General features: G+C 58.5%; 20 protein-coding genes. 10 read left to right on the top strand and 10 right to left on the bottom strand.

Annotation, left to right across the window (positions count from 1 at the left end; translation table 11 throughout):
* Nucleotides 1-4: 4 nt before the first annotated feature.
* The 7 genes from AC1DNI_RS21350 (at nucleotide 5) to AC1DNI_RS21320 (ending at nucleotide 8,262) form a co-directional block, all read left to right on the top strand.
* On the top strand, nucleotides 5-673 hold the full coding sequence (locus tag AC1DNI_RS21350) for a class I SAM-dependent methyltransferase (RefSeq protein WP_477693345.1): 669 nt from the start codon (nucleotides 5-7) through the stop codon (nucleotides 671-673).
* A 39-nt stretch (nucleotides 674-712) separates the two neighbouring features.
* Entirely contained in the window at nucleotides 713-1,606 is an 894-nt protein-coding gene (locus tag AC1DNI_RS21345; protein ID WP_477693344.1) for an alpha/beta hydrolase, read from the top strand.
* 227 nt (nucleotides 1,607-1,833) lie between these two features.
* Nucleotides 1,834-4,005 carry a TonB-dependent siderophore receptor gene (locus AC1DNI_RS21340; protein ID WP_477693343.1) on the top strand — a complete coding sequence of 724 codons (2,172 nt, stop codon included), beginning with the start codon at nucleotides 1,834-1,836 and terminating at the stop codon, nucleotides 4,003-4,005.
* Complete coding sequence (locus AC1DNI_RS21335) at nucleotides 4,005-4,793, top strand: ATP-binding cassette domain-containing protein (protein WP_477693342.1); 789 nt, start codon at nucleotides 4,005-4,007, stop codon at nucleotides 4,791-4,793. Before AC1DNI_RS21340 ends, AC1DNI_RS21335 begins: the two co-directional genes overlap by 1 nt.
* A gap of 2 nt (nucleotides 4,794-4,795) precedes the next feature.
* Nucleotides 4,796-5,656, top strand: coding sequence for an iron-siderophore ABC transporter substrate-binding protein (locus AC1DNI_RS21330; protein WP_477693341.1), 861 nt, complete (start codon nucleotides 4,796-4,798; stop codon nucleotides 5,654-5,656).
* Nucleotides 5,653-7,647: a Fe(3+)-hydroxamate ABC transporter permease FhuB gene (gene fhuB / locus AC1DNI_RS21325; protein WP_477693340.1), complete on the top strand. Its 1,995-nt coding sequence runs from the start codon at nucleotides 5,653-5,655 to the stop codon at nucleotides 7,645-7,647. The genes AC1DNI_RS21330 and fhuB overlap by 4 nt, the downstream gene beginning before the upstream one ends.
* A 132-nt stretch (nucleotides 7,648-7,779) precedes the next feature.
* Nucleotides 7,780-8,262, top strand: coding sequence for a class I SAM-dependent methyltransferase (locus AC1DNI_RS21320; protein WP_228020233.1), 483 nt, complete (start codon nucleotides 7,780-7,782; stop codon nucleotides 8,260-8,262).
* On the opposite strand, the gene AC1DNI_RS21315 is transcribed toward AC1DNI_RS21320, so the two are convergent.
* Together AC1DNI_RS21315 and AC1DNI_RS21310 are read right to left on the bottom strand one after the other, a co-directional pair.
* A complete protein-coding gene (locus AC1DNI_RS21315; RefSeq protein WP_477693339.1) occupies nucleotides 8,215-9,051 on the bottom strand; it encodes an FkbM family methyltransferase in 837 nt (278 codons plus the stop codon). The two genes, AC1DNI_RS21320 and AC1DNI_RS21315, sit on opposite strands and share 48 nt — an antisense overlap.
* A 77-nt stretch (nucleotides 9,052-9,128) precedes the next feature.
* Complete coding sequence (locus tag AC1DNI_RS21310) at nucleotides 9,129-10,829, bottom strand: adenylate/guanylate cyclase domain-containing protein (RefSeq protein WP_477693338.1); 1,701 nt, start codon at nucleotides 10,827-10,829, stop codon at nucleotides 9,129-9,131.
* A gap of 237 nt (nucleotides 10,830-11,066) precedes the next feature.
* Here AC1DNI_RS21310 and AC1DNI_RS21305 point away from each other — a divergent pair, with 237 nt between their 5' ends.
* Nucleotides 11,067-12,161: a glycosyltransferase family 4 protein gene (locus AC1DNI_RS21305; protein WP_477693382.1), complete on the top strand. Its 1,095-nt coding sequence runs from the start codon at nucleotides 11,067-11,069 to the stop codon at nucleotides 12,159-12,161.
* Nucleotides 12,151-12,912, top strand: coding sequence for a polysaccharide deacetylase family protein (locus AC1DNI_RS21300; RefSeq protein ID WP_477693337.1), 762 nt, complete (start codon nucleotides 12,151-12,153; stop codon nucleotides 12,910-12,912). The genes AC1DNI_RS21305 and AC1DNI_RS21300 overlap by 11 nt, the downstream gene beginning before the upstream one ends.
* Before the next feature lies 1 nt (nucleotide 12,913).
* Here the strand turns inward: AC1DNI_RS21300 and AC1DNI_RS21295 are convergent, their stop codons facing one another.
* Nucleotides 12,914-13,744 carry an MBL fold metallo-hydrolase gene (locus tag AC1DNI_RS21295; protein WP_477693336.1) on the bottom strand — a complete coding sequence of 277 codons (831 nt, stop codon included), beginning with the start codon at nucleotides 13,742-13,744 and terminating at the stop codon, nucleotides 12,914-12,916.
* A gap of 214 nt (nucleotides 13,745-13,958) precedes the next feature.
* Here AC1DNI_RS21295 and AC1DNI_RS21290 point away from each other — a divergent pair, with 214 nt between their 5' ends.
* Nucleotides 13,959-15,731: a metallophosphoesterase family protein gene (locus AC1DNI_RS21290; protein WP_477693335.1), complete on the top strand. Its 1,773-nt coding sequence runs from the start codon at nucleotides 13,959-13,961 to the stop codon at nucleotides 15,729-15,731.
* 15 nt (nucleotides 15,732-15,746) lie between these two features.
* On the opposite strand, the gene AC1DNI_RS21285 is transcribed toward AC1DNI_RS21290, so the two are convergent.
* The 7 genes from AC1DNI_RS21285 to AC1DNI_RS21255 all read right to left on the bottom strand — a co-directional run bounded on the left by AC1DNI_RS21285 (nucleotide 15,747) and on the right by AC1DNI_RS21255 (nucleotide 24,965).
* Nucleotides 15,747-16,211 carry a cyclic nucleotide-binding domain-containing protein gene (locus tag AC1DNI_RS21285; RefSeq protein WP_091925037.1) on the bottom strand — a complete coding sequence of 155 codons (465 nt, stop codon included), beginning with the start codon at nucleotides 16,209-16,211 and terminating at the stop codon, nucleotides 15,747-15,749.
* A 56-nt stretch (nucleotides 16,212-16,267) separates the two neighbouring features.
* Entirely contained in the window at nucleotides 16,268-18,982 is a 2,715-nt protein-coding gene (locus AC1DNI_RS21280) for an ABC transporter transmembrane domain-containing protein (protein WP_477693334.1), read from the bottom strand.
* A 145-nt stretch (nucleotides 18,983-19,127) separates the two neighbouring features.
* Nucleotides 19,128-20,273 (bottom strand): glycosyltransferase family protein, encoded by a 1,146-nt coding sequence (locus tag AC1DNI_RS21275; protein WP_477693333.1) that lies wholly within the window; start codon nucleotides 20,271-20,273, stop codon nucleotides 19,128-19,130.
* Complete coding sequence (locus AC1DNI_RS21270; protein WP_477693332.1) at nucleotides 20,270-21,523, bottom strand: glycosyltransferase family 4 protein; 1,254 nt, start codon at nucleotides 21,521-21,523, stop codon at nucleotides 20,270-20,272. The genes AC1DNI_RS21275 and AC1DNI_RS21270 overlap by 4 nt, the downstream gene beginning before the upstream one ends.
* A gap of 6 nt (nucleotides 21,524-21,529) precedes the next feature.
* Nucleotides 21,530-22,735, bottom strand: coding sequence for a glycosyltransferase family protein (locus AC1DNI_RS21265; protein ID WP_091925044.1), 1,206 nt, complete (start codon nucleotides 22,733-22,735; stop codon nucleotides 21,530-21,532).
* 59 nt (nucleotides 22,736-22,794) lie between these two features.
* Nucleotides 22,795-23,970 (bottom strand): ABC transporter permease, encoded by a 1,176-nt coding sequence (locus tag AC1DNI_RS21260; protein WP_027233109.1) that lies wholly within the window; start codon nucleotides 23,968-23,970, stop codon nucleotides 22,795-22,797.
* Entirely contained in the window at nucleotides 23,967-24,965 is a 999-nt protein-coding gene (locus AC1DNI_RS21255) for an ABC transporter permease (RefSeq protein ID WP_027233108.1), read from the bottom strand. The genes AC1DNI_RS21260 and AC1DNI_RS21255 overlap by 4 nt, the downstream gene beginning before the upstream one ends.
* Between the last annotated feature and the right edge of the window lie 3 nt (nucleotides 24,966-24,968).

Below are 24,968 nucleotides of genomic sequence, written 5' to 3'. Positions count from 1 at the left end.
GCATTTGCGCAAGATAGCTTCAGACGTCCGGGTGGACGTCAAATCGTTCATCATCGCGAACATGGAGGTGCGTCGGGCGCCGCACGTTCCGGAACTAGACCTGTACAGGGCGCATTCTGGAAGCGGACTCGGACGGCTCGTCGATTCTGAGAACGACCCGCCACCCTATTGGGCCTATCACTGGGCGGGCGGGACTGTCATTGCCCGCCATATTCTAGATCATCCGGAGGTAGTCTCGGGGTTGCGTGTCCTCGACCTCGGATCAGGCTCAGGCATTGTCGGCATCGCCGCAGCAAAGGCTGGCGCAGGGAAGGTCATCGCCGCCGACACCGATCCAAACGCGCTTGTCGCGACGCAGCTTAATGCTCTCATCAATGGCGTAAACATTGAACCGATGAATGGCGACGTCACGATTGGTGACCCGCCCGGTGTCGACCTGATCCTTGTAGGCGATCTTTTCTATGATGAAGCAACGGCAGCGCGGGTTACCGGGTTTCTGCTTCGCTGCGCCGCTGCCGGAATGCAAATTCTCATTGGCGATCCCGGCCGCTTCTATTTGCCCCGCGCGCACCTGCGCCTTATCGCTGAGTACCTTGTCAGCGACTTCGCCGACGCCGAAGGTCGTGCCGTGAAGCCAAGCTCGGTCTATGCCTTCCTAGCGGGCACAATTTAATATTGACTGTTCAACTCATGTTTACTAATCCGTCGGGGCATGACAACCCAAAATAGCAACGCTGCCCTGATCGGCGGCACCACATTCCACGATGTCTTATCGGCAGAGAACGGGGCAACGTACCGCGTTTTCATCTATCGCCCGCATGGCGATGCGCCCACGGAAGGCTGGCCGGTTATCTACATGACCGACGGCAATGCCGTGATCGGGACCGCGGTCGATGTGATACGTGCCCAGGCCGATTATCCGGGCGGCACAAATGTTGCGCCAGGGGTGATCGTGACGATCGGTTACCCGGTCGATGCCGCATATGATCCCTTGCGCCGCTCATGGGACCTCGGCGTGCCGCCCGGCAAGACCTATCCACCCTTCTATGAAAATACGCCGCCTGTTAAGACCGGAGGCGCCGAGGAGTTCATCACGTTCATCGAAGGTCAGATCAAGCCGATGGTCGAAGCGACCGTTCCGATCGATCGGAAGCGTCAGGCGTTGTTCGGGCATTCTTTTGGCGGCCTCTTTGTGCTCTACAGCCTGTACACACGTCCCTCTGCGTTCACCACCTGGATTGCGGCCAGCCCTTCGATCTATTGGGAAGACCGCGCGATCGAACAATTCTATCCGGCATTCGCGGCGGCACCCGACACCAACGCTGGCGCCGCGCTGTATCTTTCCTGCGGCGCGTACGAGACCGAGAACCTGGCGCCGTTCCAGATCGGCGCCCCCGACGAGGCGGAGCGCCTTGCACAAAAGAAGGTTACGCTCAACGATGTGTTGGCGATCGAAATGCGGGATCGCCTGAACAATTTGCCGGGCCGTCCGATCAGCGCCTCGTTCGAGCTTTACTCGGGTGAAACCCACATGTCGGTGCTGCCCGTGGCGGTCAATCGCGCCATTCAGCACGCCTTTGCCATCCGCAAGGTCCAATCCGACTAGCGCGCTGGCCGCCTCGATGCGGGCGTCGTGAAATCGAGCGAGGTCGAGCCGCCTCGTCCCGCGTGTAACATCAAAGTCACACCCTTGATTGCAACCACGAGGTGCGCACGGGAAAACCACACGCACAGCTTGACTCATATAATATGACAAATGTAGTCATGTTTGAACATGAGTACGGCACTCATGAAACTTCCAGCAATGTCAATGGATTATACATGGGGTGGGTTATGCGCGTTCACGGAACCGATAGGCGGGCTTTCAATTCGGTAGCGCCAAAGCGATTGACGTTCCTGTTGATGTCGACAGCGGTTGCCAGTCTGATGATGGCCGGCGTCGCGCGCTCCCAGGACGCAGGCAACATCCAGCTGAATACGATCGTCATCGATGGCGACAGCAACCCAGTCGGTCCTGATAAGGGCTATATCGCAAAAAACACCCTGACTGGCTCGAAAACCGACGTGCCGATCCGCGAGATTCCGCAATCGATTTCCGTCGTTACGCGCGAGCAGATGGATGACCGCATCGTCGACCGCGTCGAAGACGCCATCGCCTATACGTCGGGCGTTACGGCATCGCCCTGGGGGGTCGACGAGCGCTTCGATCAGTTTCTGATCCGCGGCTTTGACGTTGGTACCTATGCCGTATTCCGCGATGGTCTGCCGCAAAAAGCCATCGACTTTTCCGGTTTCAAATCCGAACCCTATGGAATGGAGCGGGTCGAAGTCCTCAAGGGACCGTCATCGGTTCTCTACGGAGAAAATGATGTGGCCGGCCTCGTCAACCTGGTGACTAAGCGGCCGACAACCGACCCGTTCTACAGCGCCTATGCCGGCTATGGATCATTCAACACCTATGAACTCGGGATCGACGCCGGTGGACCGCTCGATAAGGAAGGCGTCTGGACCTATCGCTTGACAGGCCTGCTGCGCGACGGCGAACTGGAGACCGATTTCTCCCAGAACGATCGCGTGTACATCGCCCCAGCAATTACCTGGTCGCCCAGCGCCGACACGTCGCTGACAGCCCTTGCCAACTACCAGTGGGACAAGCTCACTCCCAATGCCTTCCTTCCGGTTGCCAACCCGGCATTTCCCGACCTGCCGAAATTCTCGCGCAGCTTCACCACTGCACAGCCGGGCTTCAACGACTTCGACGCCAATCACGGCTCGATCGGTTATCTTTTCGAACACAGCTTCAACGACGCCTGGAAGGTTCGGCAGAACCTTCGCTATTCATCGCAGGATACCGACTATCGGCATCTTTACTATTCAAGCATGGCTGACGATACGACAATGAATCGGACACTGTTCACGGTGGACGAGACAGCGACGATCTTCAGCGTCGACAACAACGTGCAGTACGATTACGAAAATGCCCGCATCAAGAACACATTGCTGATGGGTCTCGACTATACGCGCCAGACTGTCGACGGCCACAATGGCTATGGTGAGGGTCCGACGCTGGACATCACCAACCCCGACTACCATCTCGATATCGAAGCGCCCGCAATCTATGTCGACCGCAAGCAGACGGTCGATCAAATCGGACTTTATGGACAGACCCAGACCAAGTTCGACGATCATTGGCTTCTCACGCTGGGCGGGCGCCAGTCGTGGGTGACGAACAAGAATTTCGACCGGTTGAGCGACACCTCCGATACCCAGGACGACAACGCCTTCACCGGTAAGGCCGGCCTCGGCTATCTCTTCGATAACGGCTTCACGCCCTATATCAGCTATACGGAATCGTTCAGCCCGGTCATTGGCCAGGGATCCAGCGGCCAGACCTTTGCGCCTTCGGAAGGCAAGCAGTACGAAGCCGGCGTCAAATACGAGCCCGACTATTTCCCTGGCACGGTGACAGGCTCGGTATTCGAGATCACCAAGTCCAACGTGCTGACGCCCGATCCTGTGGACCCAACGTTCCAGGTGCAGACCGGCGAGGTCCGGCATCGCGGCTTTGAACTCGAATCCGTCGTCAACCTGTTCCATGGCGTCAGCCTGATCGCGAGCTACACCTATCTCGACGCCGAAATCACGTCGAGCAACATCGACGGTGAGGTTGGCAACCGTCCGGCGCTGGTGCCCGAACACCAGGCGGGTCTCTGGGCCAAGTATACATTCGAGACCGGCGCTCTCGAGGGTCTTAACGTCGGCTCGGGTGTTCGCTATGTCGGAAGTACGTATGGCGACAACGCCAATCTGATCAAGGTAGACAGCTACACGCTTGTCGACGCGCTGATCAGCTATGAAAAGAACGGCTGGAAGGGATCGCTGAAGGCGAGCAACATCTTCGACAAGGAGTATTACTCGACCTGTTCCAGCGACGACATCGGCAATCCCATGTGCATTTATGGCGAGGGCCGGGCCATCAAGGCCACGCTTTCGGCGAAGTTCTGATGGCTGCAATGACTGGAACCTCCTTCTCGCTCGATGGCATTGGCTTCGAGGTCGATGGCAAGGCACTGTTGCATCCATTGACGTTGAGCGTTCCAACCGGGGAGGTCGTCGGCATTCTCGGGCATAATGGTTCAGGAAAGTCCACGCTACTGAAGATATTGGCCCGGTTTCAGGCCCCGACAGCGGGGCGGGCCGAATATGCCGGACAGGATCTGGTATCGTTTCGCACCAAGGACTATGCACGGCGCGTGGCTTACCTGCCGCAGCAGACGCCTGATACGGATGGCATGACGGTGCGCGAGGTCGTTGCCCTCGGACGTTATCCCTGGCACGGCGCGCTTGGCCGCTTCTCTGCGGTCGACAAGCTGAAGGTGGCGGACGCATTGAAGCTTACTTCAATGACGGCTCTGGCCGACCGCGTCGTCGATACGCTTTCGGGCGGCGAACGTCAGCGGGCCTTTGTCGCCATGCTGATCGCGCAAGATACTGAATGCCTGTTGCTGGATGAGCCGATATCGGCGCTCGATATCAGCCACCAGATCGAGGTCATGGAGCTCATTCGCATGCTAGCGCATGAGCACAAGAAAACTGTGCTAATCGTGCTCCACGATATCAACATGGCAGCGCGCTACTGCGACCGGCTCATCGCGCTTGCCGGTGGCCGTCTGGTGGCGCACGACGAAACCGCCGCCTTGATCACGGCGGAGCGTCTCGATGCAATCTACGGCGTTCGCATGGGCATTTTTCCGCACCCGCAGACGCAATCGCCAATCAGCTACGTTCTCTAGCCATGGCTACCCTCTCACGACGCGCATTTCTTCTCGGCACCATGGCGCTCGCGCCCACGCTTTCCATCGTGAGAAGCGGCGCAGCGACACTGCGTGTCGTCAGTCTCGACTATGGCCTGGCGCAAACGCTGATCGAAATCGGCGTTACCCCCATCGGCCTGATCGATACCCCAAGCTGGCCCACCTGGGCTGTCGAGCCTCCCCTCCCGCAAGGGATTGCCAACATGGGCTCAGCCCATGAGATCAACATGGAACTCCTGCAGCTCCTGAAGCCTGACCTTATCCTGTCGACGCCCTATCTCGAATGGGTCAGGCCGCAGCTCGAACTGATTGCGCCTGTGAAATCCTTTCCTATCCATGCGACAGGTACTTCGCCCTATCCCAATATCGTAGCCGCAACGCGCGAGCTTGGGAGCCTCCTCGGCAGAACGTCGGAAGCGGAAGCCCTCATCGAGCGTACCGCAAGCGAACTCGAAGCCGCCAAGGCCAAAGCGCAACATCTTGGCAAGCTCGCCGTCATGACCTTCATGGATGCTCGCAACATCCGCTTCTATGGACCGGGTGGCAATTTTCAGGATGTTCTCGACCGCCTGGGTCTCGAAAATGCCTGGAAGCGCCCAACCAATGAATGGGGTTTCAGCGATGGCGGCATCGCCGACCTCATTGAAGTCGGCGATAACTGGCTCTTCTACATGGATCCGGTGCCACCGGATGTGCTCGCCACGCTTCCCGGAAGCCCGCTTTGGCAGAGCATGCCTTTCGTCCAGAAAGACCGTGCGCGACGCATGGACAGTGTGCTCATGTTCGGCACCTTGCCCTCGATGACCCGCTTTGCGCGCCTGCTGGTGGAAGCCACCACATGAAACGTAAAGACGCCCAGCGATGGATATGGATCGGCGCCCTCTGGGCCGCCGCGCTTGCCATTACCGCTTTGAACCTTTTGCCATCGCTGGAAGGGCTCAGCCTCGGCAGTCTGTTCTCGACCCCATCACCCGACGACAGCCGTGCGGTACTCGCGCACTATAGCTTGCTTCCCCGTCTCGCGATGGCAGCCATCTGCGGCTTCGCACTTGGACTTTCGGGCATGCTGTTCCAACATGTCCTGCGCAATCCTCTCGCATCGCCGTCAACGCTCGGCATCGAGGCCGGCGCGCAACTCAGCCTTGGCATTGCCATGCTCTGGTTTCCGGCAATCCTCGGCTGGAGCCGGGATATTTCCACTGCCTTTGGCGGGTTCGCCGCTGTCGGCATCGTATTTGCCGTCGGCTGGAAATATAGATTCAATCCCGTCGTCGTCATTCTGACAGGCATGGTCACGGGGCTCTACTGCACTGCAGTCGTCACTTTGCTGACCCTCATGAAAGACCACTACCTTGCCGGCCTTTTCATCTGGGGAGGCGGTTCGCTAAATCAGAACGACTGGCGGCAGGTGGCGACCCTCACACCGAAAATTATCGGATGCGCCGTTCTGGCACTCCTGCTGGTCAAACAGCTCAGTGTTCTGACGCTCGGGGATGCCGCACAGGCGCTCGGGGTCAAGATACAAAGCATTCGCGCCGGCGCGCTCTTCGTTGCCGTGGCGTTGACTGCATTTACGGTCAGCACGGTTGGGATCATTGGTTTCCTCGGTCTGGCAGCGCCGGCCATCGCGCGGGCCATCGGGGCAAGGCGCATCACAACCCGGTTGATCGCGGCTTCGCTTGCGGGAGCGGCACTTCTCATCATCGTCGATCAGCTTGTGCAGTTTTACGGGGCGGTATCCGGAGTTAGCCTTCCGACCGGCGCAGTCACTGCAGTCATCGGGGCACCTTTCTTGTTGATTCTGATGTTGAGGCGCAACGTGCCTAACGCGATCGCGGTTCAGGGGAAAGCGCTTATCGTAGCCACTCCACGGCCTCGCTTGCTGCTGGCATTGCTTTTGTTGCTTTTGGCGGCGGCTGCGGTGGTTGCGATCTTTGTTGGCCGCGACATCAATGCAGGATGGGCAAGCCAGGCGGGCGAGGCCCTGCAGTCTTTGTTGCCATGGCGCGTGCCGCGTCTTGTTGCCGCCATTTCGGCGGGTGTTCTGCTTGCCCTCTCGGGAAGCCTTCTGCAGAGGCTGACGGGCAACGCCCTCGCAAGTCCCGAGGTGCTTGGCGTGAGCGCCGGCACGGCCCTGGGATTGCTGTGCATGCTTTTTCTTGTCGCGCAGCCGACCTATGCACACAGGCTGATCGGCGGCTTTTCCGGTGCCGGCGTGGTGCTCGTGATCCTCTTTGCCGTCAACCGGCGATCGCATGCGGGAAACCAGTTTTTGATCTTTGGCGTATCGCTTGGCGCACTTTTGACGGCGCTCGTTTCTGTCATCCTTGCTTCCGGCGATCCGCGCGCACTCTTTCTCCTTAGCTGGATGGCCGGTTCTACCTATGGCGTAACGCCCCTGCTGGCATGGACGTCCGCGGCATTTGCGATCGCCGGCCTCTTCGCCGTGATATTGCTCGCGCGGCCCCTGCAGCATTTTGCGTTGGGGGACATCTCCGCCCATGCCCATGGCGTCGACATCAAGCGCTTCCGCGCCCTGATCCTGAGCCTTTCCGCACTATTGACAGCCATCGCGACCCTGGTCGTTGGACCGTTGAGTTTCGTCGGATTGATGGCGCCTCATCTCGCGCAACGCGTCGGCTTGCCGCGCGGGACGACGCACATCCTGGGGTCGGCGCTCTTCGGGGCATTGCTGATGGCGGCAGCCGACTTTATCGGCCGAACCATTTATTTCCCGTGGCAATTGCCCACGGGTCTCGTTGCAACATTGCTTGGCGGACCGATCTTTGCGGTGCTGATCATCCGCGGCAGCCGCCAGTCCCTGCAACATTAACCTCGTCTTTCGGTTGCGAATAACACCCCTGAGGGAGACATCGATCATATCCGAAAGGCGATCCGTACAGGTCGACCCAATGGGGCGAACATGTTAAGCGGGTCGACGATATGATTGAGAACGGAGGCATTCATGAGCCGGCTTGACAGCTTCATTCACCGCTTGACCGCGCAACGCGATATACTCAACGATATTCGCGAGACGGTGAACGAAATCGAAGGGCCGGTGCTTGAACTCGGACTCGGAAACGGCCGGACATTCGATCATCTCCGCGCATTGTTTCCAGACAAACGCATCATCGCGTTCGACCGGGCAGTCGGCTCGCACAAGACGTCGACGCCCGCACCCGAAAACATCGTCCTTGGCGAAATTCGCGAAACCGCCCAGACCTTCATCGGCGTCGGCGCCGCGCTGGTCCATGTTGATATAGGCACCGGCTATGACGACAAGGATGCGATCACACTCACCTGGTTGCCGCAACTCGCCGCTGGCCTGCTTCGTCCGCAAGGGCTGGTCGTGAGCGGTCTCGAACTGCTTCACCCGCAACTTGAAGCATTGCCCATTTGCTCAAGCGTCCCGGTCGGCCGTTACTTCCTTTATCGCCGCATCGAATAACAGCAGGTCGAATTGCCGTTCATTGACAGGGATCGCGGCGACCTTCGAGGCCTCAATGCTTTCCTCACGGAAAATCAGGCAATCCTCGTAGAATTTGGCCAGATATTTGACAAAGTCAGCAGCTTGTCCCTGGCCGTAGAAGGCCGGCGAAAATTCAAGGTAGACGGGGACACGCCGCGCGAGAAGCACTTCCATTGATCGGCATGCCTGCGGTTCGTAGCCCTCTATGTCCATCCAGACCAGGCCAATTTCCTCACACCTCACCTCTGATTCCTGCAGAATCGCTTCCACAGGCTTGACGGCGACAACGATGCAACGATCCTTGCTGCTCTGCCGGATCATGCTGCTTTTGCCGTGATTGTCGCGATGCTGGAAAAAATCGATCTGACCGTCTGTGTCGCCCGCAGCGCAATTGAGGACCGTCACGCTGTCCGTCAGCCTGTTCTGCTCGATGTTGAGCCGAAGGAGTTCGAAATTGCGCGGATCGGGCTCAACGCTGACGATATGGCCAAATGCCTTGCTCAAGGCGAAATAGACCGTTTGGGTGCCGATATTGCCGCCAAGTTCCAACAGCGTGGTTTGGGGCCCCAACAAGCGTCGGTCGCGCAGAATGCCAAGCAGGTGATCGACGTGGTCGCGGTCGAAATTACCTTTGCGGAAGACTTTCCTGCCGATGTAGTCGGATGGAGAAAAGCTCATGACGTGGTCGCCGCAATCCACTGTCATGGTAAGCACGCGCGGTCCAATTCCGTGAATCAGGACTTCGCGACCGAGCCGCGTATTGAACATTCGCCGGGCTACTCGATCACGAAGCCTGCGCCAGTGCCTGCCAAATGGCTTGTTAGCGAACATGTATGCTGTCCCAATTACACAAAGCGCACGGTCAATTCCTGCGGGATGATGTAGACACGAAGCGGTTCGACGCGGCCCCGAATGGCAATCTCACGGCTTTCAAGCGTTTCGGTATCGGACCCCGCGAGACGGATGGTCGGCTCGGAGACGACAATGGTGGCATCGAGCTCCTTCGCGATCGTCTCAAGCCTGCTCGCGACATTGACGGTATCGCCGATCGCCGTAAGGTTCTTCACCGTTCCGTAGCCCATGGCACCGATAATTGCGGGCCCGGCGTGAACGCCGATGGCGACACGTATCGGCATCGACAGTTCTCCAGCAAGTTCTTCGTTCAGCCGTTCCATCTCGTGCGTGATCGTCGCCGCCGCCTTCAGCGCATTGCGGCAACCCTCCTCCGCCGAGCCGTTCAAGCCGAACAGCGCCATGGCACCGTCGCCGATAAACTTGTCCAGACGGCCACCCGACCGCTCGACGGCCTGCCCGACAATGGCGAAATAGCGATTGAGGAGGAAGACAATGTCGTATGGAAGGCGCGCTTCCGTCAGCATGGTAAAACTGCGGATATCACAGAAGAGAATTGCAATCTCCTGTTCACGTCCCGGATTGGTTTGCTGGCTGCCGACCGGCACGATGCCCTCGTTTGACGGCTGCAGGAGAGGGACGACACTGATGTTGCCGGAGGGGCGCAATTGACAGGCCAGCCGCACGCCGGGCTCTGCACCGATACGCTTTAGCGTCGCAAGTTCAGTGGATTCTGGCGGCGGAAGCTTTGATACTCCCTCAATGACCTGAACCCGGCAGGTGGAACATCGCCCCTTGCCACCGCAGACCGCATAATGCGGTATTCCGCCAAGGCGGCTTGCTTCGAGAACGCTGAATCCACGCGGAACCCGCACCGTTTCACCGCCCGGATAGCGAACCTCGATCTGGTCGATGCGCTCCCGCCAGCTTCGGCGTGTGCGCAAGCCGATAACGCTGAGCAGCGTTGCAGCGAAAGCGCCGTAGAGCGTGTATTTGACGGTCTGAACGTCTTCAAGCCTCGCTTCACGAAGGTGCCTTGCAGGCGCCGGTTCGACGGCCCGGCCATAACTTGACTGAATCGGCTCGCTTTCGAGAACGCGGCCCGTATCGGCAAATCCAAGCAGTGCAAGAACAGGAAGCAGGATGGCAACGGTCAGAAGGTACGGCGCAGCCTTGTTGTACCAGGAGCGATAACGCAGCCAGAAGTGGACGCCGATACAGCCATGGGTCCAGACAATGAGGAGAGCAATGCTTTGCCGCAGGCCATTGGCTGGCGAGTCGATCCACAATCCACGAATGACGCTTTCGTAGGTCGGCTCAATTCCCGCTAGGTCGAAACGAATACGTGTCGCCGCCACGTGTTCGATGATGAAAAGAGGGATGAGCAATCCAAGCACGATCTGCAGAGCTTCGCGCGCAGGCATTACCAGGGTGCGGTGCTGATAGAGCGAACGCATGACCAGCGCCACGTGGACGACAACCGCTCCATAGAGCAGCATCGTGCCAGGCGGGCTGCGCCAGATGGCAATGAACCACAGGCGACCCGCTTCGGCGGCACTGAGCGAAATGAGGTTGAGTGCGTGGTTGGCGAGATGGAGTGATACGAAGACAAGCATGATCAAGCCGGAGGCCAGCCTTGTCCGGCGCAAGGATCGTTCTGAAATACCGGTCGGCTTGGTCGTGGCTGCTGTCATAAACACCTGATTTTCCTCGACCAGTCTATGCGAAGCCCGGCCCTTTGGCGATACGGGCTGTATAACTCAAACGCAAGCTTGGTGGTCTACAACAATGGCTTTTTGAACATTCCAGAACGCACGAACCATCAAAATATCGTTAGCAACATCCGAAGCAATTGGCGCCGCGCTGGAAATCGTGCCATGCAGATTCCATCAGGGTGGCAGTTGCTGCCGACAGAAAGTCAATCATTGCTCATGCGCATAGCCTTCTATGCACCATTGAAATCGCCCAACCATCCGGTCCCGTCGGGTGACCGTCAGATGGCACGGCTATTGATCGCTGCTTTGGAGCTTGCCGGCCACAGCGTCGATCTGGCCTCTGAGTTACGAAGTTTTACCGCCACTCCCGAGGATAGCAGGCGCGGGGAGATAGCCGCGGCAGCGGCGCAAGAGGTGGAGCGGCTTGGCCGCCGGTGGGAGCAGAGGCCGGATGTCTGGCTTTCCTACCACCCTTACTACAAGGCGCCGGATCTCATCGGCCCTCGAGTGGCTGCCGCGTTGAACATACCCTATGTCACCGCGGAGGCCTCCTTTTCGCAGCGCCGCGCCAGGAGCGGATGGGCGGCCCTGCAGTCGCTCGTGGCCGATGCCGTACGGCAGGCGGACGTCAATCTCTGCTTCACCGAGCGGGACCGGCAGGGTCTTGCGGCGGCGATCCCCGAGGCGCGGCTCGAACGTCTGTTTCCATTCATCGATGTCGCGCCCTTCAAGATGTCAAAAGCGCAAAGAGAGCCGCGAAAGCTGGTGACAGTCGCCATGATGCGCAGCGGCGACAAGCTAGAGAGCTATAGAATATTGGCGGACGCCCTGATGGCGATCGAGGACGAGCACTGGACATTGACGATCATCGGTGACGGACCGGCGGCCTCCGAGACAAGGGCGCTTTTCTCGAAGTTCAAGCCTGAACGCATCGAATGGCTGGGGGAACAGCCTCCAGGCGCCATCCGGAGCGTCCTGCAACAGGCGTCCGTCTACGTTTGGCCGGGTGTCGGCGAAGCCTATGGGATCGCCTACATGGAAGCGCAGGCAGCAGGGGTGCCAGTCGTGGCGCAAGCCGTAGCAGGTGTTCCCGAAGTCGTAAAAGATGGTGAGACCGGCATCCTCACTCCGGCCGGTGACACCCAGGCATATGCCCGGGCCATCGCCACATCGCTTGACGATGAGGCAAGGCGCACACGTATGGGCTCGGAGGCACACCGCTTCATTGCGCAAGAGCGTTCCCTTGAAGGTGCGTCGGTGCGGCTTGATCAAATTTTGCGACAATATCTGGGACAGCATAATGGGAATTGATGCGACCTGGCAGCCTCTGCAGGCCGAATTACAGCGCTGGTTCGACGCCGGGCGCCAGGCGCAATTCTGGCTGCGCGATGACGATGCGGTCAAACCAACATCCGCATTGGAGCGGCTGCTTGAGCTCAGCAACAAGAATGACGTGCCAATGACCTTGGCGGTGGTCCCTGCTCATGCCGAGGCGACGCTTGCCGAGCGATTGACCGATGAACAGCGCATTCTTGTCGCCGTCCATGGCTGGTCGCACCAGAATCACGCCCCGATCACCGAGAAGAAGCAGGAACTCGGCTCCCATCGGCCGCGCCAAATGGTCCTCGGCGAAATCGGAGAAGGTGTCGGGCGTATTCGCGCGCTGTTCCCGCAGCGCTTCGTGCCGGTGCTGGTGCCGCCCTGGAACCGCATCGACCAAGGATTAATCGCCGAGTTGCCTCGACTTGGATTTGACGCGCTTTCCGTTTTCGGCCCGGCCAAGGCGAAGCAGACGGCATTCATTCCCGTCGTCAACACCCATGTCGATCTCATGGACTGGCATGGAACGCGCGGTGGCCGCAATCATGACGAACTTGTTGCCGCTATCGTCAAGGAGCTTCAGAGCAGATTAGACGGCCTGGGCGAGTCCATCGGAATTCTGACCCACCACCTTGTCCATGACGAAGCGGCCTGGCAGTTCCTGCATAAGCTCTTTGCGATCATCGCGGCAGCGCCGAATGCCCGCTGGGTCGCGCTCGGCGAGCTCATTCAGGGTCGATGATCTACAGATCGATCTCCTGAAAATCGCGCGCGGAAAACGCACCCGGAAAGTGCTCCCTTGCCAGATGTTCGAACTCATCGAGTTCGTCATCTGTGCGCGACGGCGCATGGTGAAACAATGCAAACCTCTTCACGTTTGCTGCCTTCGCAAGAAGGACGCCATGCTGCCAGGTTGAATGTCCATAGCCAAACCGGCGCGGCATTTCATCTTCCGTATAGGTGCAATCATAGACGACAAGATCGGCGCCCTTGATAAGCCGCATCACCTCGGGGTCAAACTTCCCGGCCTCGTGCTCGGTATCGTAGATCAATGCCAGCACTTTGCCTGCCCATTCGATGCGATAGCCGATGCAGCCGCCCGGATGATTGAGACTACCCGTCTCGATCCTTACACCCTCAAATGGCACCAGCACGTCGCCGGAACGGAAATCGCGAAAGCCCAGACATGCCTTGCAGATTTCCGGCTCGACAGGAAACCAGGGCGGACGCATGAATTGCTTGACGATCTCGCGCGTCGACATGACGCCGGCAAGATGGCCCGACCAGATGCGCACATTCATCATTGGATTGTAGAGCGGCGCAAAATAGGGCAGGCCGATGATATGATCGTAGTGGCAGTGGGTGAAGATGATATCCAGCTCATCGGCGCCTTCCCGCGTCAGAGCTTCCCCGGCCTGCCGCACGCCCGATCCGGCGTCGAAAATCAGCCTGTGCTTGCCGCACTGAACTTCAATGCACGCGGTGTTTCCACCGTACCGCTCGAACTCGGGTCCCGAAACGGCGACGCTGCCACGCGTCCCCCAGAATTTTACCCGAAACACTTCGTCGTTCATTCCGATTTTTACACCCAATCCCCCGCGCCTGTCGGGTATCGTAGCCAAACCGCTTTCCTAATGCGAGCGTTGGCTTTCGAATTAGTTGCCATGGGCGCAATAAACACCCAAAACACAACGTATATAAGCGATAGTCATACGCTTTTTAAGCTTCATGACAATTGTCGATACAAATGTATAAGTTTGCGTATCTTTCCACCGGAATGCTTCGTTCATGTCGTCTTCGCAATTCCCGCCCATTGCTATCATCGCGGATGCACATTTTCACGATCTCTACGGCGATTATGATTTCAGTGGCATCGATGTTGCCGGGCGCAACATGACCGCGCGGCGGCTGACCGACACTGTAAGGTCGACCCGTGTCTTCAACGAAAGCTATCGCGCCTTGCGCGCGGCCCTGGACACGGTGATCGAGCGCGGCATGAAGCATGTTGTGCTGCTCGGCGACTATTCGGACGACGGGCAGGCGGCGACCATACGCGCCCTGCGCGAGGTTCTTGATGGATATACGCGCGATCACGGGCTTAATTTCATCGCAACTCCTGGAAATCACGATATTTTCGGCCCCACCGGACGCCACCATGCCAAGCGCCTTCTCAATCCGGACGGCACCTATACGATTGTTGCCAGCGACGGTGACTTCGTCGACGATGATGCGGACGGCATGGTGACGACGGACAAAATGTATTGCTCCGGCTATCCGGCCGGGCTGAGCGCGCTGCCCGATCTCGGCTTCTTTCGAAAGGCATCCGACCTGCACTGGGAAACACCGTTCGGGACCGACGACCGACCCGAGAGGCGGATTTACGCGGTGCGCTCGAATGATGGCCGCAACGAATACCGCTTGATGGATGCTTCCTATCTGGTTGAGCCAGAGCCGGGCGTTTGGCTGCTGATGATCGACGCAAACGTATTTGAGCCGCGCAATGGCGAGTTCGTCGAGGGCCATGCAGGCGCGTTTGTCGACAGCACCAATGCCGGCTGGAATGCCATGCTCAAGCACAAGGCGTTCATCCTCGATTGGGCGAAAGACGTCGCTGCAAGGGCGAGGCTCAACGGCAAGACGTTGCTTGCCTTCTCGCATTATCCGGCGCTCGACATGCTCGACGGTACGATGGATGACGAGCTTGCAGTGATCGGCAGAACGAGTTCGATTGAACGCATACCCTCCCGCGCCGTTGCGGATGCGCTCATCGATGCAGGCATCCACATCCACTTCAGCGGCCACCTGCATGTCAACGATACTGCACGCGCGGATCGGGATGACACATTTCTTATCAACATCGGCGTACCATCGCTTGTCGCATTTCCCCCGGTCTTCAAGATCATCACGTTTGGCGAGGACAGCCTCAAGGTCGAAACCGTGGCGCTCGATAAAGTGCCCATCGATCCGCTCCTGATCGAGCAATACCGTGTCGAGATCGGCGTAACGGGTAAAAAGGTCGGCCAAATACTCGATGCACCCGATTACGGTACCTTCATTGCGGAACATGTCGATCAACTCGTCGTCCACCGCTACCTGCGGAGGGAATGGCCGAAGGATCTAGCTAGGGTCCTTGCGCAGATTAATCTGGGGGACCTGGCCGTACTCGGCCATCACCATCAGGCGGTCGCACTTGCCGACGCCACCGTTCTGCTTCACGCCGAACGCGGCCGCGACGAGTCCATGGAGCGGATACGAAGCGCATTGCGAGCCGCGGGGCTTACTCTCGATGAACTCGACGCCATAACGTGCCTGAAACTACTCGGGGACTGGTACAAACTGCGGCTTGGCAGCGAATTGGGGCTGGATCGCATTCCAAGCGATAAGATGAGGATGTACCGCTACCTCATGGAGCTTTTTTCCGACCAAAGTTCGGTGAAATCGGGCGAGGCACAGGACACGTTTATGCGGTTGTTTCGCATGATGGGCCGATATCTATCTGGCCATCCATCACGCAATTTCACGATCGATCTCGCAACCGGAAAAATCTGCGAAATCGAATAAGCCTAAGGCCGTGGACTACTTTGCCGTTTGCTTTTGCCTGCTGCGTGCTTCGCTAAGCTCGGTCGTCGTATGGCTGAGACGGTCGGCAAGGACGCGCATGATTTCAATGGTCATTTCCGGATAGTCGCTCAGAAGCTTGAAAAAATGATCCTTGCTGATCCGCAGCGCTTCCAGCGCCGAGTTGGCGCGCACGGTCGCAGTTCGCGATACGTCGCACAGAATGGCGATTTCACCGACGATGGAATCATGTTCGATCTCGGCGACCTTGATCTCGCCGCTCGGGGTCTCCGACAGAATATCGGCGCCGCCGGTCAGGATGACATAGGCGGCGTCGGCTGGATCCCCTTGGCGAAAAAGGGTCTGCCCTGCCTTGTAACTCACGCGGTCGGAGGTGAAGGCCAGCAGCTTGAGTTTGGCAGGGGCAACACCCGAAAACAGCGGCACCCGCCGTAGCATTTCGACTTCGTCTTTCAGCAACATGAACGTACACTGCCCCCTTTTTTGTCTTCCACTTCGCCCCTTGGTTCCGTGGTATTCTACGATACCAGCTCCTTGAATATACCGTTTTTCTCAAGAAGAGTCGCGTGCGTTCCCTCTTCGACCAGCGTGCCCTTGTCGAACACGATGACACGGTCAAAGAGGTTTGCAAGCGCCGAATTCGACAGCACCCAGACGATGGCTGGCGGGCGTCCTTCCTTGTGAAGGTCCTCCATGATCTTGTGGGTTATCTGATCCTGAACGCGCTGGTCGAGTGCCGGAAGCGGGCGATTGAAGATCACATAGTCCGCGCGCTTCAACAGGGCACGGGCGACGTTGAGCTTCTGCCGCTGCACATTTGTGATGCGTTTGCCGCCCGAACCCACATCGAAATCCATGCCGATGGAGAGCACGCTTTCGAAAAGGCTGAGCTTGTCGAACAAATCGCGAAGGATGGCGCGGATGCGGTCCGTCCCATCTGCTTGCGTAACCCCAACCCTGCCAAACAAAACGTTGTCCATGAGTGTCGCCGAGGCGATGAATTTCTCCGGATCGTAGCGCTCGATGACGGCTTTGAGATCCTCCGGCATATCGCGATGGAACCGACCGCGCGCTTCGACGATCTTGGCCATCAATTCATCATTCAAGAGACCGAAACGGTGCCGCGGCTCGATATAGGAGAAGCTCAAGCGGATAATGCTGGTGCGTTCATCCGAGGAGGCGGCATCGATGTCGCGGCCCTTCAGTTTTTGCAGGAACTGCTGATAGCCTGGAATATCGTCGGCGGTCATGAAAGTGAGCTGCTGGAAGAACGGATGGTCGGGGGGCAGATCCTGGAAGAGTTCGACTGCGTTCTCGGCAATCTCGAGACCCATTGCGTAAAGGTCATCGAGCAGGCCGGTCTCGCGCATAACCGAACGGAAATAGGGATTCGCCGCAAGCTTTCGATTGGTCATCATCGGCCGCTTCATCGACCCGAACAGGAAGTTCTCGCCGACTGTCGCCTGTGGATTGTAGGCATCGAGCTTGAACGGCACGACCAGGTCGTCGAGATCCTCTTTTTTCAGGCGCTCGCGCAGCGCTTCGCGCAACTCGACGATACGGCTCGTCAAATCGCCATGGGCGGCGGTATTGACGCGCGAATTCAGCGCCATGTCGAGGATGTCCTGCGAAATCAGCACGGCATCGAGCACCGGCCGCAAGACGTCAAAGAGATCCTGGGGCCCTGTCACTCCGGCCGAAGCATAATCGACCCAGTCGCTGTTTACGTCGAGCTCGGGATTACCGGCCTTGCGGGCCTCGATGATGTTCCATTTGTACTGATCCGCAAGCTTGCCCTCATACTCCACCGGGACCATCGGCGCATGCTTCAGGCCATAGAGAAGATTGTCGCGCAAGCTTCCCTGGAAGAAATATGTGTCGGACGAAGCATAGGCGATGCGTCGCCCGGTAATCGCTTCGGGCAGTTCCAGAATATCGCGCCCGTCAATGGTGATGCGGCCCTGATCCGGCCAGACCTGACGGCTGAATGCCTCGGCAAGTGCCTCCGCGCCGCTGCTGCTGTTGCCGACGATGGCAACGGTCTCGCCAGGCATGATTTCCAGCGAGACATGCCGCAGGAGCGGCGCGCCTGCATCGTCTGACACGGTTAGATTCACTGCATGGAGCGAATGTTCGAGGGGACTGATGGGATCGGTCGACAGGGCCTGGATCTTGGGATCGACCAGGCGCTCGACGTTGAACTGTTCGACCACTTGCGCATACTTGACCTGAACGTCCTGCCGCGCCTGATCCCAGTCGATGAGCTCCTTGAGCGGCCCCGGCAGATCCTTGTAGGCGTTGATCACCGCGACGAGCTGACCGATGTCGAGCCGTCCCTGCAGCGCCAGAAAGCCGCCGATTGAATAAAACAGGAAGGGCGTTACCTGAGCGAGGAAGTTGTTGATGAACTTCACCAGGAACTTCCATTGATAAAGGTCGTAGCGGATTGAGAAGATAAGGCCGAGACGGGCCGCAATGTCGGCACGCTCGAAATTAGACGTATCGTTGCCGTGAATTGTGCCGATGCCATCGACGATTTCGCCGACGCGCCCCGAAAGCTCGCGCGCTGTCAGCTGGCGTTGGCGGCCAAGTTCGAGCAAACGCTTGCGCATGCGCGGAATGACGACGCCCTGCACGGCGACAATGCCCGCCGCAATCATTCCCAGCCAGAAATTCTGCATGATGATGAAGACCAGCGCCGTGATGGCCTGGCCACCCAGAAGCGCGGGCTGAACGAAGGCATCGCCGGTAAAGCCGCCCATCGGCTCGACCTCGTCCTTGATCATCGTCGCGATCTCGGCCGATTTCACCCGCTTGAAAGTTGCCGGCGGGAAACGCAGCACCCGGTCGACCAGTTCGAAGCGTATGCGCCGCAACATACGTTCGCCAAGCCGGCCCTTATAGGTATTGATGTAAAGCTTGAAGAGGCCGTTGATGACGACCAGGAAGAGAAATACCAGGCTGAGGGCCATCAGCATCTGGAAGCGCGTCAGTTGCAGTCCCTCGAAGAACAGGATGTTGCCTATATAGGGAAAGTCGTACTCAATGCGCATGAAGGTTTGCGTCGAACCTGGCGTGTCAAAGCCCGTTCCCTGAATCGGACCGTTGACGATCTGTTTCGGCAGGTCGAACGACAGGAAGTACGGAATCATCGAAACCGCGACCACGAACAGAATCCACATCTGCTGGAGCCGGGTATGCGACCAGATATAACGGGTTAGGCTTTTTTCCATTGGTAACCGTACGCTGTGAATCCAGCAGGCATTTCAAGAACTGAAACGTTTGAAGTGCACATGGATGAACTCCATGGTTGAATCGTCCTAGCCTACAGCATCCGTTCCGCGAAGGCTATATGACAGGTCGCAAGCGCGCTTGTGTTTAAATCCTGCGCGCCTCGACGAGTTCCCGCAAGATCTCGGCGGTGCGTTGCGCGCCTTTCAGATCGAGCCCGCCCGAAAGCGGACGCGGCTTTGCAAGAACCACGTCCAGCGCCTTGCCGAGCGTCTCGGCATTCAGCCCCACCTCCGGCACGACGACCGCGCGATCCATGGCCGCGAGCCGCGTTGCACGCAGGCGTTGCTCGGTTTCGCCCCCGGCAGTGAAGGGAACCAGTATCGAGCGGCACCCCGCTTGAAGAATGTCGCAGACGGTGTTGTACCCTGCTTGCGAGATGGAAAGCTCTGCGCGTTTGAGCAAGGCGGGAAAATCCTTGCGAAAGCGAAAAAGGCGGACATGATCAGGCAAGTCCGCTGCAAGTCCGGCGAACTCGATCTCTGACAAATTGGGACCCGTTATAAGACACCAGGATCTGTTTGGGTTCGACCGGCGCGCTACAGCAAGGGCGGCAAGAATAAGGTCAATTCCGACCGCGCCTCCACCGGCAGAAACAACGATGTCGAACACGTCATCCGATTCCTCGGGGGCCGGTGCGGCGACGAGCCCCGTATAAATGATTTTCTCCTCGATCTCGCCCGCCAGCGGAAAGGTTTCCGGCAGGCTGACGAAGGAGCGATCGCCATGAACGAGCACGTGATCGAAATGCGCTTTAACGAGTGCCACCGTCTCTTCATCCCGTCCAGGCTTCGCGCGTTCCTGCAGGATGTCGCGGATCGACGCCACAACAATCGGACGCGGGGCCATGGCTTCAATCGCGCCGAGTAAGGGCAGGAGTTCGAACCGCATCTGGCGGCGGCCGAACGGAAAAGCCTCTGTAATCACGATATCAGGCTGCATCTCGTGGAAAGCTTCCAGCAGAAGGGCGCGGCGGCGGGCGAGAAATTCCTCACCCACCGGGTCGCCATTGATGTCGGCAAGGCCCGAAAAGCCGGCGCTGGCGGCGACAACGGCGGGAAGGGCGATAGATTTGATTCCTTCTGCGGGAAATCCTGGAACCTTGGTGCCTCCTGTGACGACCATGACGTCAAAATTGGCGGCAGCGAGCGCCGAAGCTACTCGGCTCGCCCGCGCCAGATGACCGATACCCAACAAATGCTGAACGTAAAAGAATATGCGCGGTGCAGTCATGCCTTCTGCCATTCGCTTTCGAAGAGCCGCGTCAATTGCCGGATACTCGAATCGTGGTCGAAATGTTCGCGCACGCGGGCTTCTGCTGCTTCACCGAGCCGATGCCGCAGGTCCGGATCGCGGATGGCACGCTCGAGCGCGGCCGCTAGCGCTTGCGGATCTTCCGGCGCGACGACAAGACCATTCGCGTCATCGGTCAGCAATTCCGGAACGCCCGAAATATTCGTTGAAACACAGAGGAGATTCTGGCTGGACGCCTCTACCAGAACATTGGGCAGGCCGTCGCGATCGCCGTCTGCGGCTACCCGGCAGGCGAGAGCAAAAACATCAGCGCGGCGATAGTGGTCAAGCACGTCTTCCTGAGCGAGGGCGCCTTTCCAGTCGATCCGATCTGCGATGCCCAGCCTCGTGGCAAGCGGCTGCAGGCGCGATAGTTCATTGCCCCCACCGATATGCACGAACCGCCAATGAAGCTCGCGCGGCAGAAGCGCCAAGGCCTCCAAAAGCACATCATAACCCTTCTTGGGCACAGCACGGCCGACGCTCAAGATCTGTACCGGGTTGGACGCATCCGATCCGTCGCGTCTTGACCGCTCGGCATCGAAGCGTCCGAACCGCTCCAGATCGAGCCCATGGTAGCTCAAATGCACCCGGTCCTTGGCCGGAGCAAGGTCGCGCATATGCTCGAACCCCGAGCGCGTGCAAGTCACGCTCCACCGTGCGTCAGCGAGCTTTTCAGTCAGCTCCCAATCGGGCGACGTCCAGATATCTTTGGCATGTGCCGAGCAGGACCAGGGCACGCCGGTCATGATGCTGGTATATGCCGTGACGGAGGCCGGCGTATGGATGAAATGGGCATGGAGCCATTCGCCTGCGTCCGGCCATTCATGGGCAAGGACAAGCGCTTGACCGAGGCGGCGGAAGCGGTTGCGCGAGACATCGCGGCGCAAATCTTTCCAGAATCTCTTTAGGAGTGCGCTGAAGTTCGGCTTGCGCCATCCGGCAACCAGCGCACGCAAAACGCGCAAGGGCTCATCGTGCAAATACTCAGGTAGATAGATGACCCGCGCGCGTATTTCGTCATGAATGGGATGGCGCTTCGTGTCGGTCGGCCTTCGCATCGAGATGAGCGTGAGGTCGAAGCCGGCGCGCTCCAGTCCAAGCAGCTCCTGAGCGATAAATGTCTCCGACAGGCGCGGGTAGCCTTTGAGAACGACAAGCGTCTTTCGACGTATCAGAGGCGAATGCATGTAAAACTATTCCGCGACGGCCGGAAGCGGCTGCTCGCGCTCGTCGAGCCAGTCGCCGACGATCTCGGAAATATGGACGAGCCCTTCGAGGCGCATGCCCTTGCCGGTCTGCGACGGCGGCGCACGATGCGGCAGGCGCTTCAGCACTTCTGCCAGAAGCTGCGGATTGTCCGCCTGTTCGGGGAGCAGCATTTCGACAAGGCCAAGTTCGGAGGCCCGCCGCGCACGGATGAGCTGCTCGGCGCGCGGTGCTACGCGCGGAACGATAAGCGCCGGCTTGTCGAAGGAGAGGATCTCACAATAGGTGTTGTAGCCACCCATGGCAACCACGGCCTTCGCGCCCGCGATCAGTTCTTCCATGCGGTTATCGAACTCGATGACCTGAATCTGCGGTATTTTGCTGCCCTTCTGGACCAGCTTGGCCCTTTGCTTGGCCGGCATATAGGGTCCGAGCACGATGAACGCCTTGTGCTGCAGGGTCGGGTCCTGCTGGTAGGCATGGATGACATTGTGCACGAGATCGGCGCCGTCACCGCCGCCGCCGGTCGTCACCAATATATAGTCGCCCTCGGGGACATGCGTGGGCGCACTGTCGTTCGAGAGGCTACGCTGCAGAAATCCGACAAATTTCATTTTGTCGCGCACAGACGCCGGCACATCGAGTTCGACCAGCGGGTCATAAAAGTCGGGCGGACCATAGACCCACACCGTGTCGTAGAACTGGTCGATCTTGCGCATCACATTGTTGTTCTTCCACTCGGCCTCGAGCAGATGCGGCGCATCCATGACCTCGCGCAACCCGAGGACGAGGGTGGTCCCGCGCGATTTGAGGTAAGCGAGCGTTTCTTCGACTTCGCCCTTGAGCCCCATCGGCTCCTTGTCGACGATGAAGATATCCGGCTGGAACGTCTCCGCGGTGTGCCTGATGATCGATTGGCGCATCTTCAAGGTTTCATGCAGATCGATATGCCGCGCAAGCGAGGTATATTCACCGTTGCGCAACTTGATGACGCTCGGCACCTTCACAAAATCGACGCGGGCACGATAATCGAATGCCCCCGCAATGGTCGCGCCCGAGATGATGAGGATGTTAAGTCCGCGATAATCCTCGACCAGCGAATGCGCAATGGTCCTGCAACGGCGCAAGTGGCCGAGTCCGAACGTGTCGTGACTGTACATCAGGATCCGAGCATCTTCGAAACGCCGCATCATGGTCAAAACCCTTTGTTTTGCGGGTTGACCCGCACAGTGCACTCGAACCTGTTGGGCCCTTATCTGTATGGATCGGCGGCATCGCGCAACCCATCTCCCAAGAAATTGAATGCGAGAATGACAAGAATAACCGGAATCATCGGAAACAGCAGCCAGGGATAGAATGCGATCACATTGACACTGCGCGCCTCAGTCAGCAGGACGCCCCAGCTTGTTATGGGCGGCCGCAGGCCAAGTCCGAGAAAACTCAGCGCGGTCTCGCCGAGGATCATCCCGGGAATGGAAATCGTTGCCGTTGCAATTAGATGCGACATGAAACCGGGCACCAGGTGACGCCCGATTATGCGGGCGCTGCTGGCGCCCATCAACTGTGCCGCGAGAACATAATCCTCCTCGCGCAGCGAAAGCAGCTTGGAGCGTACGGATCGCGCCAGCCCCGTCCAGTCCAGCATGCCGAGAATGAGCGTGATACCGAAATAGATCAGGATCGGACTCCAGCTTACCGGCATGATAGCCGCCAATGCCATCCAGAGCGGCAAGCTAGGCAAAGATTGCAACACTTCGATGACGCGCTGCACCAGGAGATCGAAGACCCCGCCGTGATAGCCGGCAAGCCCGCCGATCACGATGCCGAGGACGAAGCTGATCGTTATGCCGATAAGGCCGATCGTGAGCGATATGCGGGCGCCGTAGATAATGCGCGACAGGACATCGCGGCCAAGACGGTCCGTGCCGAGAAGGAACATCTGCCCGCCCACCGCCGGGCAAACAAGATGGATGTTGCTCTCGATAGCGCCCCAGAACTTATAGCTGTCACCCCGACAAAAGAAGCGGATTGGTTGGACGTCATTGCGGTTATCGGAATAGTTGCGCTTCAGCGTATCCATGTCGAGCGACATCTGGCGCCCGTAAACGAATGGCCCGACGAAATTGCCGTCGTGGAACAGGCGAACCCGCTGCGGCGGCGAATAGATGAAGTCGACATTGCGCGTATGCAGGTTGTACGGCGCCAGAAACTCGGCAATGACGATCATGCCGTAGAGCAGGAGCAGGAATATACCCGAGGCAAGCGCGAGCCTGTGACGCTTGAACTTCCACCACATGAGCTTCCGCTGCGAAGCCAGATGAAGCTTCGCCTGCTCCTCCGTCATCACCTCGATCGACATGGGATCGAACGGCGCCGTCGAAACATAGTGCTGCAGCGGCGCACCGGGAGAGGGGAGCTGTGCCGTCATTTGGTGCTCCTGCCGGCAAGCCGAATTCGCGGATCGAGAAAGGCAAGAGCGATGTCCGATATCAGGACGCCGATGACCGTCAGGAAAGCGAGGAACATCAGGAAAGAACCGGCGAGATACATGTCCTGGCTTTGCAATGCCTTGATGAGCATGGGACCGGTGGTCTCGAGCGAAAGCACGATGGCCGTGATCTCCGCACCCGAGATGATCGCCGGCAGAATGGATCCGATATCGGAAACGAAGAAGTTGAGCGCCATCCGCAAGGGATATTTGACCAATGTCTTGAACGGGTGAAGCCCCTTGGCGCGCGCCGTCATGACATATTGCTTTTGCAACTCGTCGAGCAGGTTGGCGCGCAGCCGCCGGATCATGCCTGCGGTGCCGGCCGTTCCGACGATGATGACTGGGATCCAAAGATGCGAAAGTATGGACCGGGCCTTCTCCCAGCTCATCGGCTCGTTCAGGAATTTCTGGTCCATCAAATGCCCGATGGACGTGCCGAACCAGATATTGGCGAAATACATCAGGATCAACGCCAGCATGAAATTTGGAATGGCAATGCCAAGGAGGCCAAAAAGGGTCAGTCCGTAGTCGCCCCAGCTATACTGGTGCGTCGCGGAATACATGCCGATCGGAAATGCAATCAGCCACGTAAAAATGATCGTCACGAACGAAACGAGTATCGTCAGCCACATGCGCTCGCCGACAACTTCGCTGACCGGCAATTGATACTCGAAGGAGTAGCCGAAATCGCCATGGAGCATGCCGCCGAGCCAGTGGAAATAGCGCAGTACAGGCGGCTGGTCGAAACCGTATTGATGGCGCAGTTCCTCAATATCCTGGAGGTTTACCGTTTCGCCCTGTGCCTGCATCTCCGCGATTTGACTATCGAGGAAGTTGCCGGGCGGCAATTCGATGATGGTAAACACGAGAGCGGATATGATGAGCAGGGTCGGGATCATCGCGGCGATGCGCCACAAGATGTACTTCAACAACAT

This window comes from Phyllobacterium sp. 01N428 (genome assembly GCF_056399405.1).
Note: the sequence above shows the minus strand (reverse complement) of the source record. Positions and strands in the feature narration are given on the sequence as shown.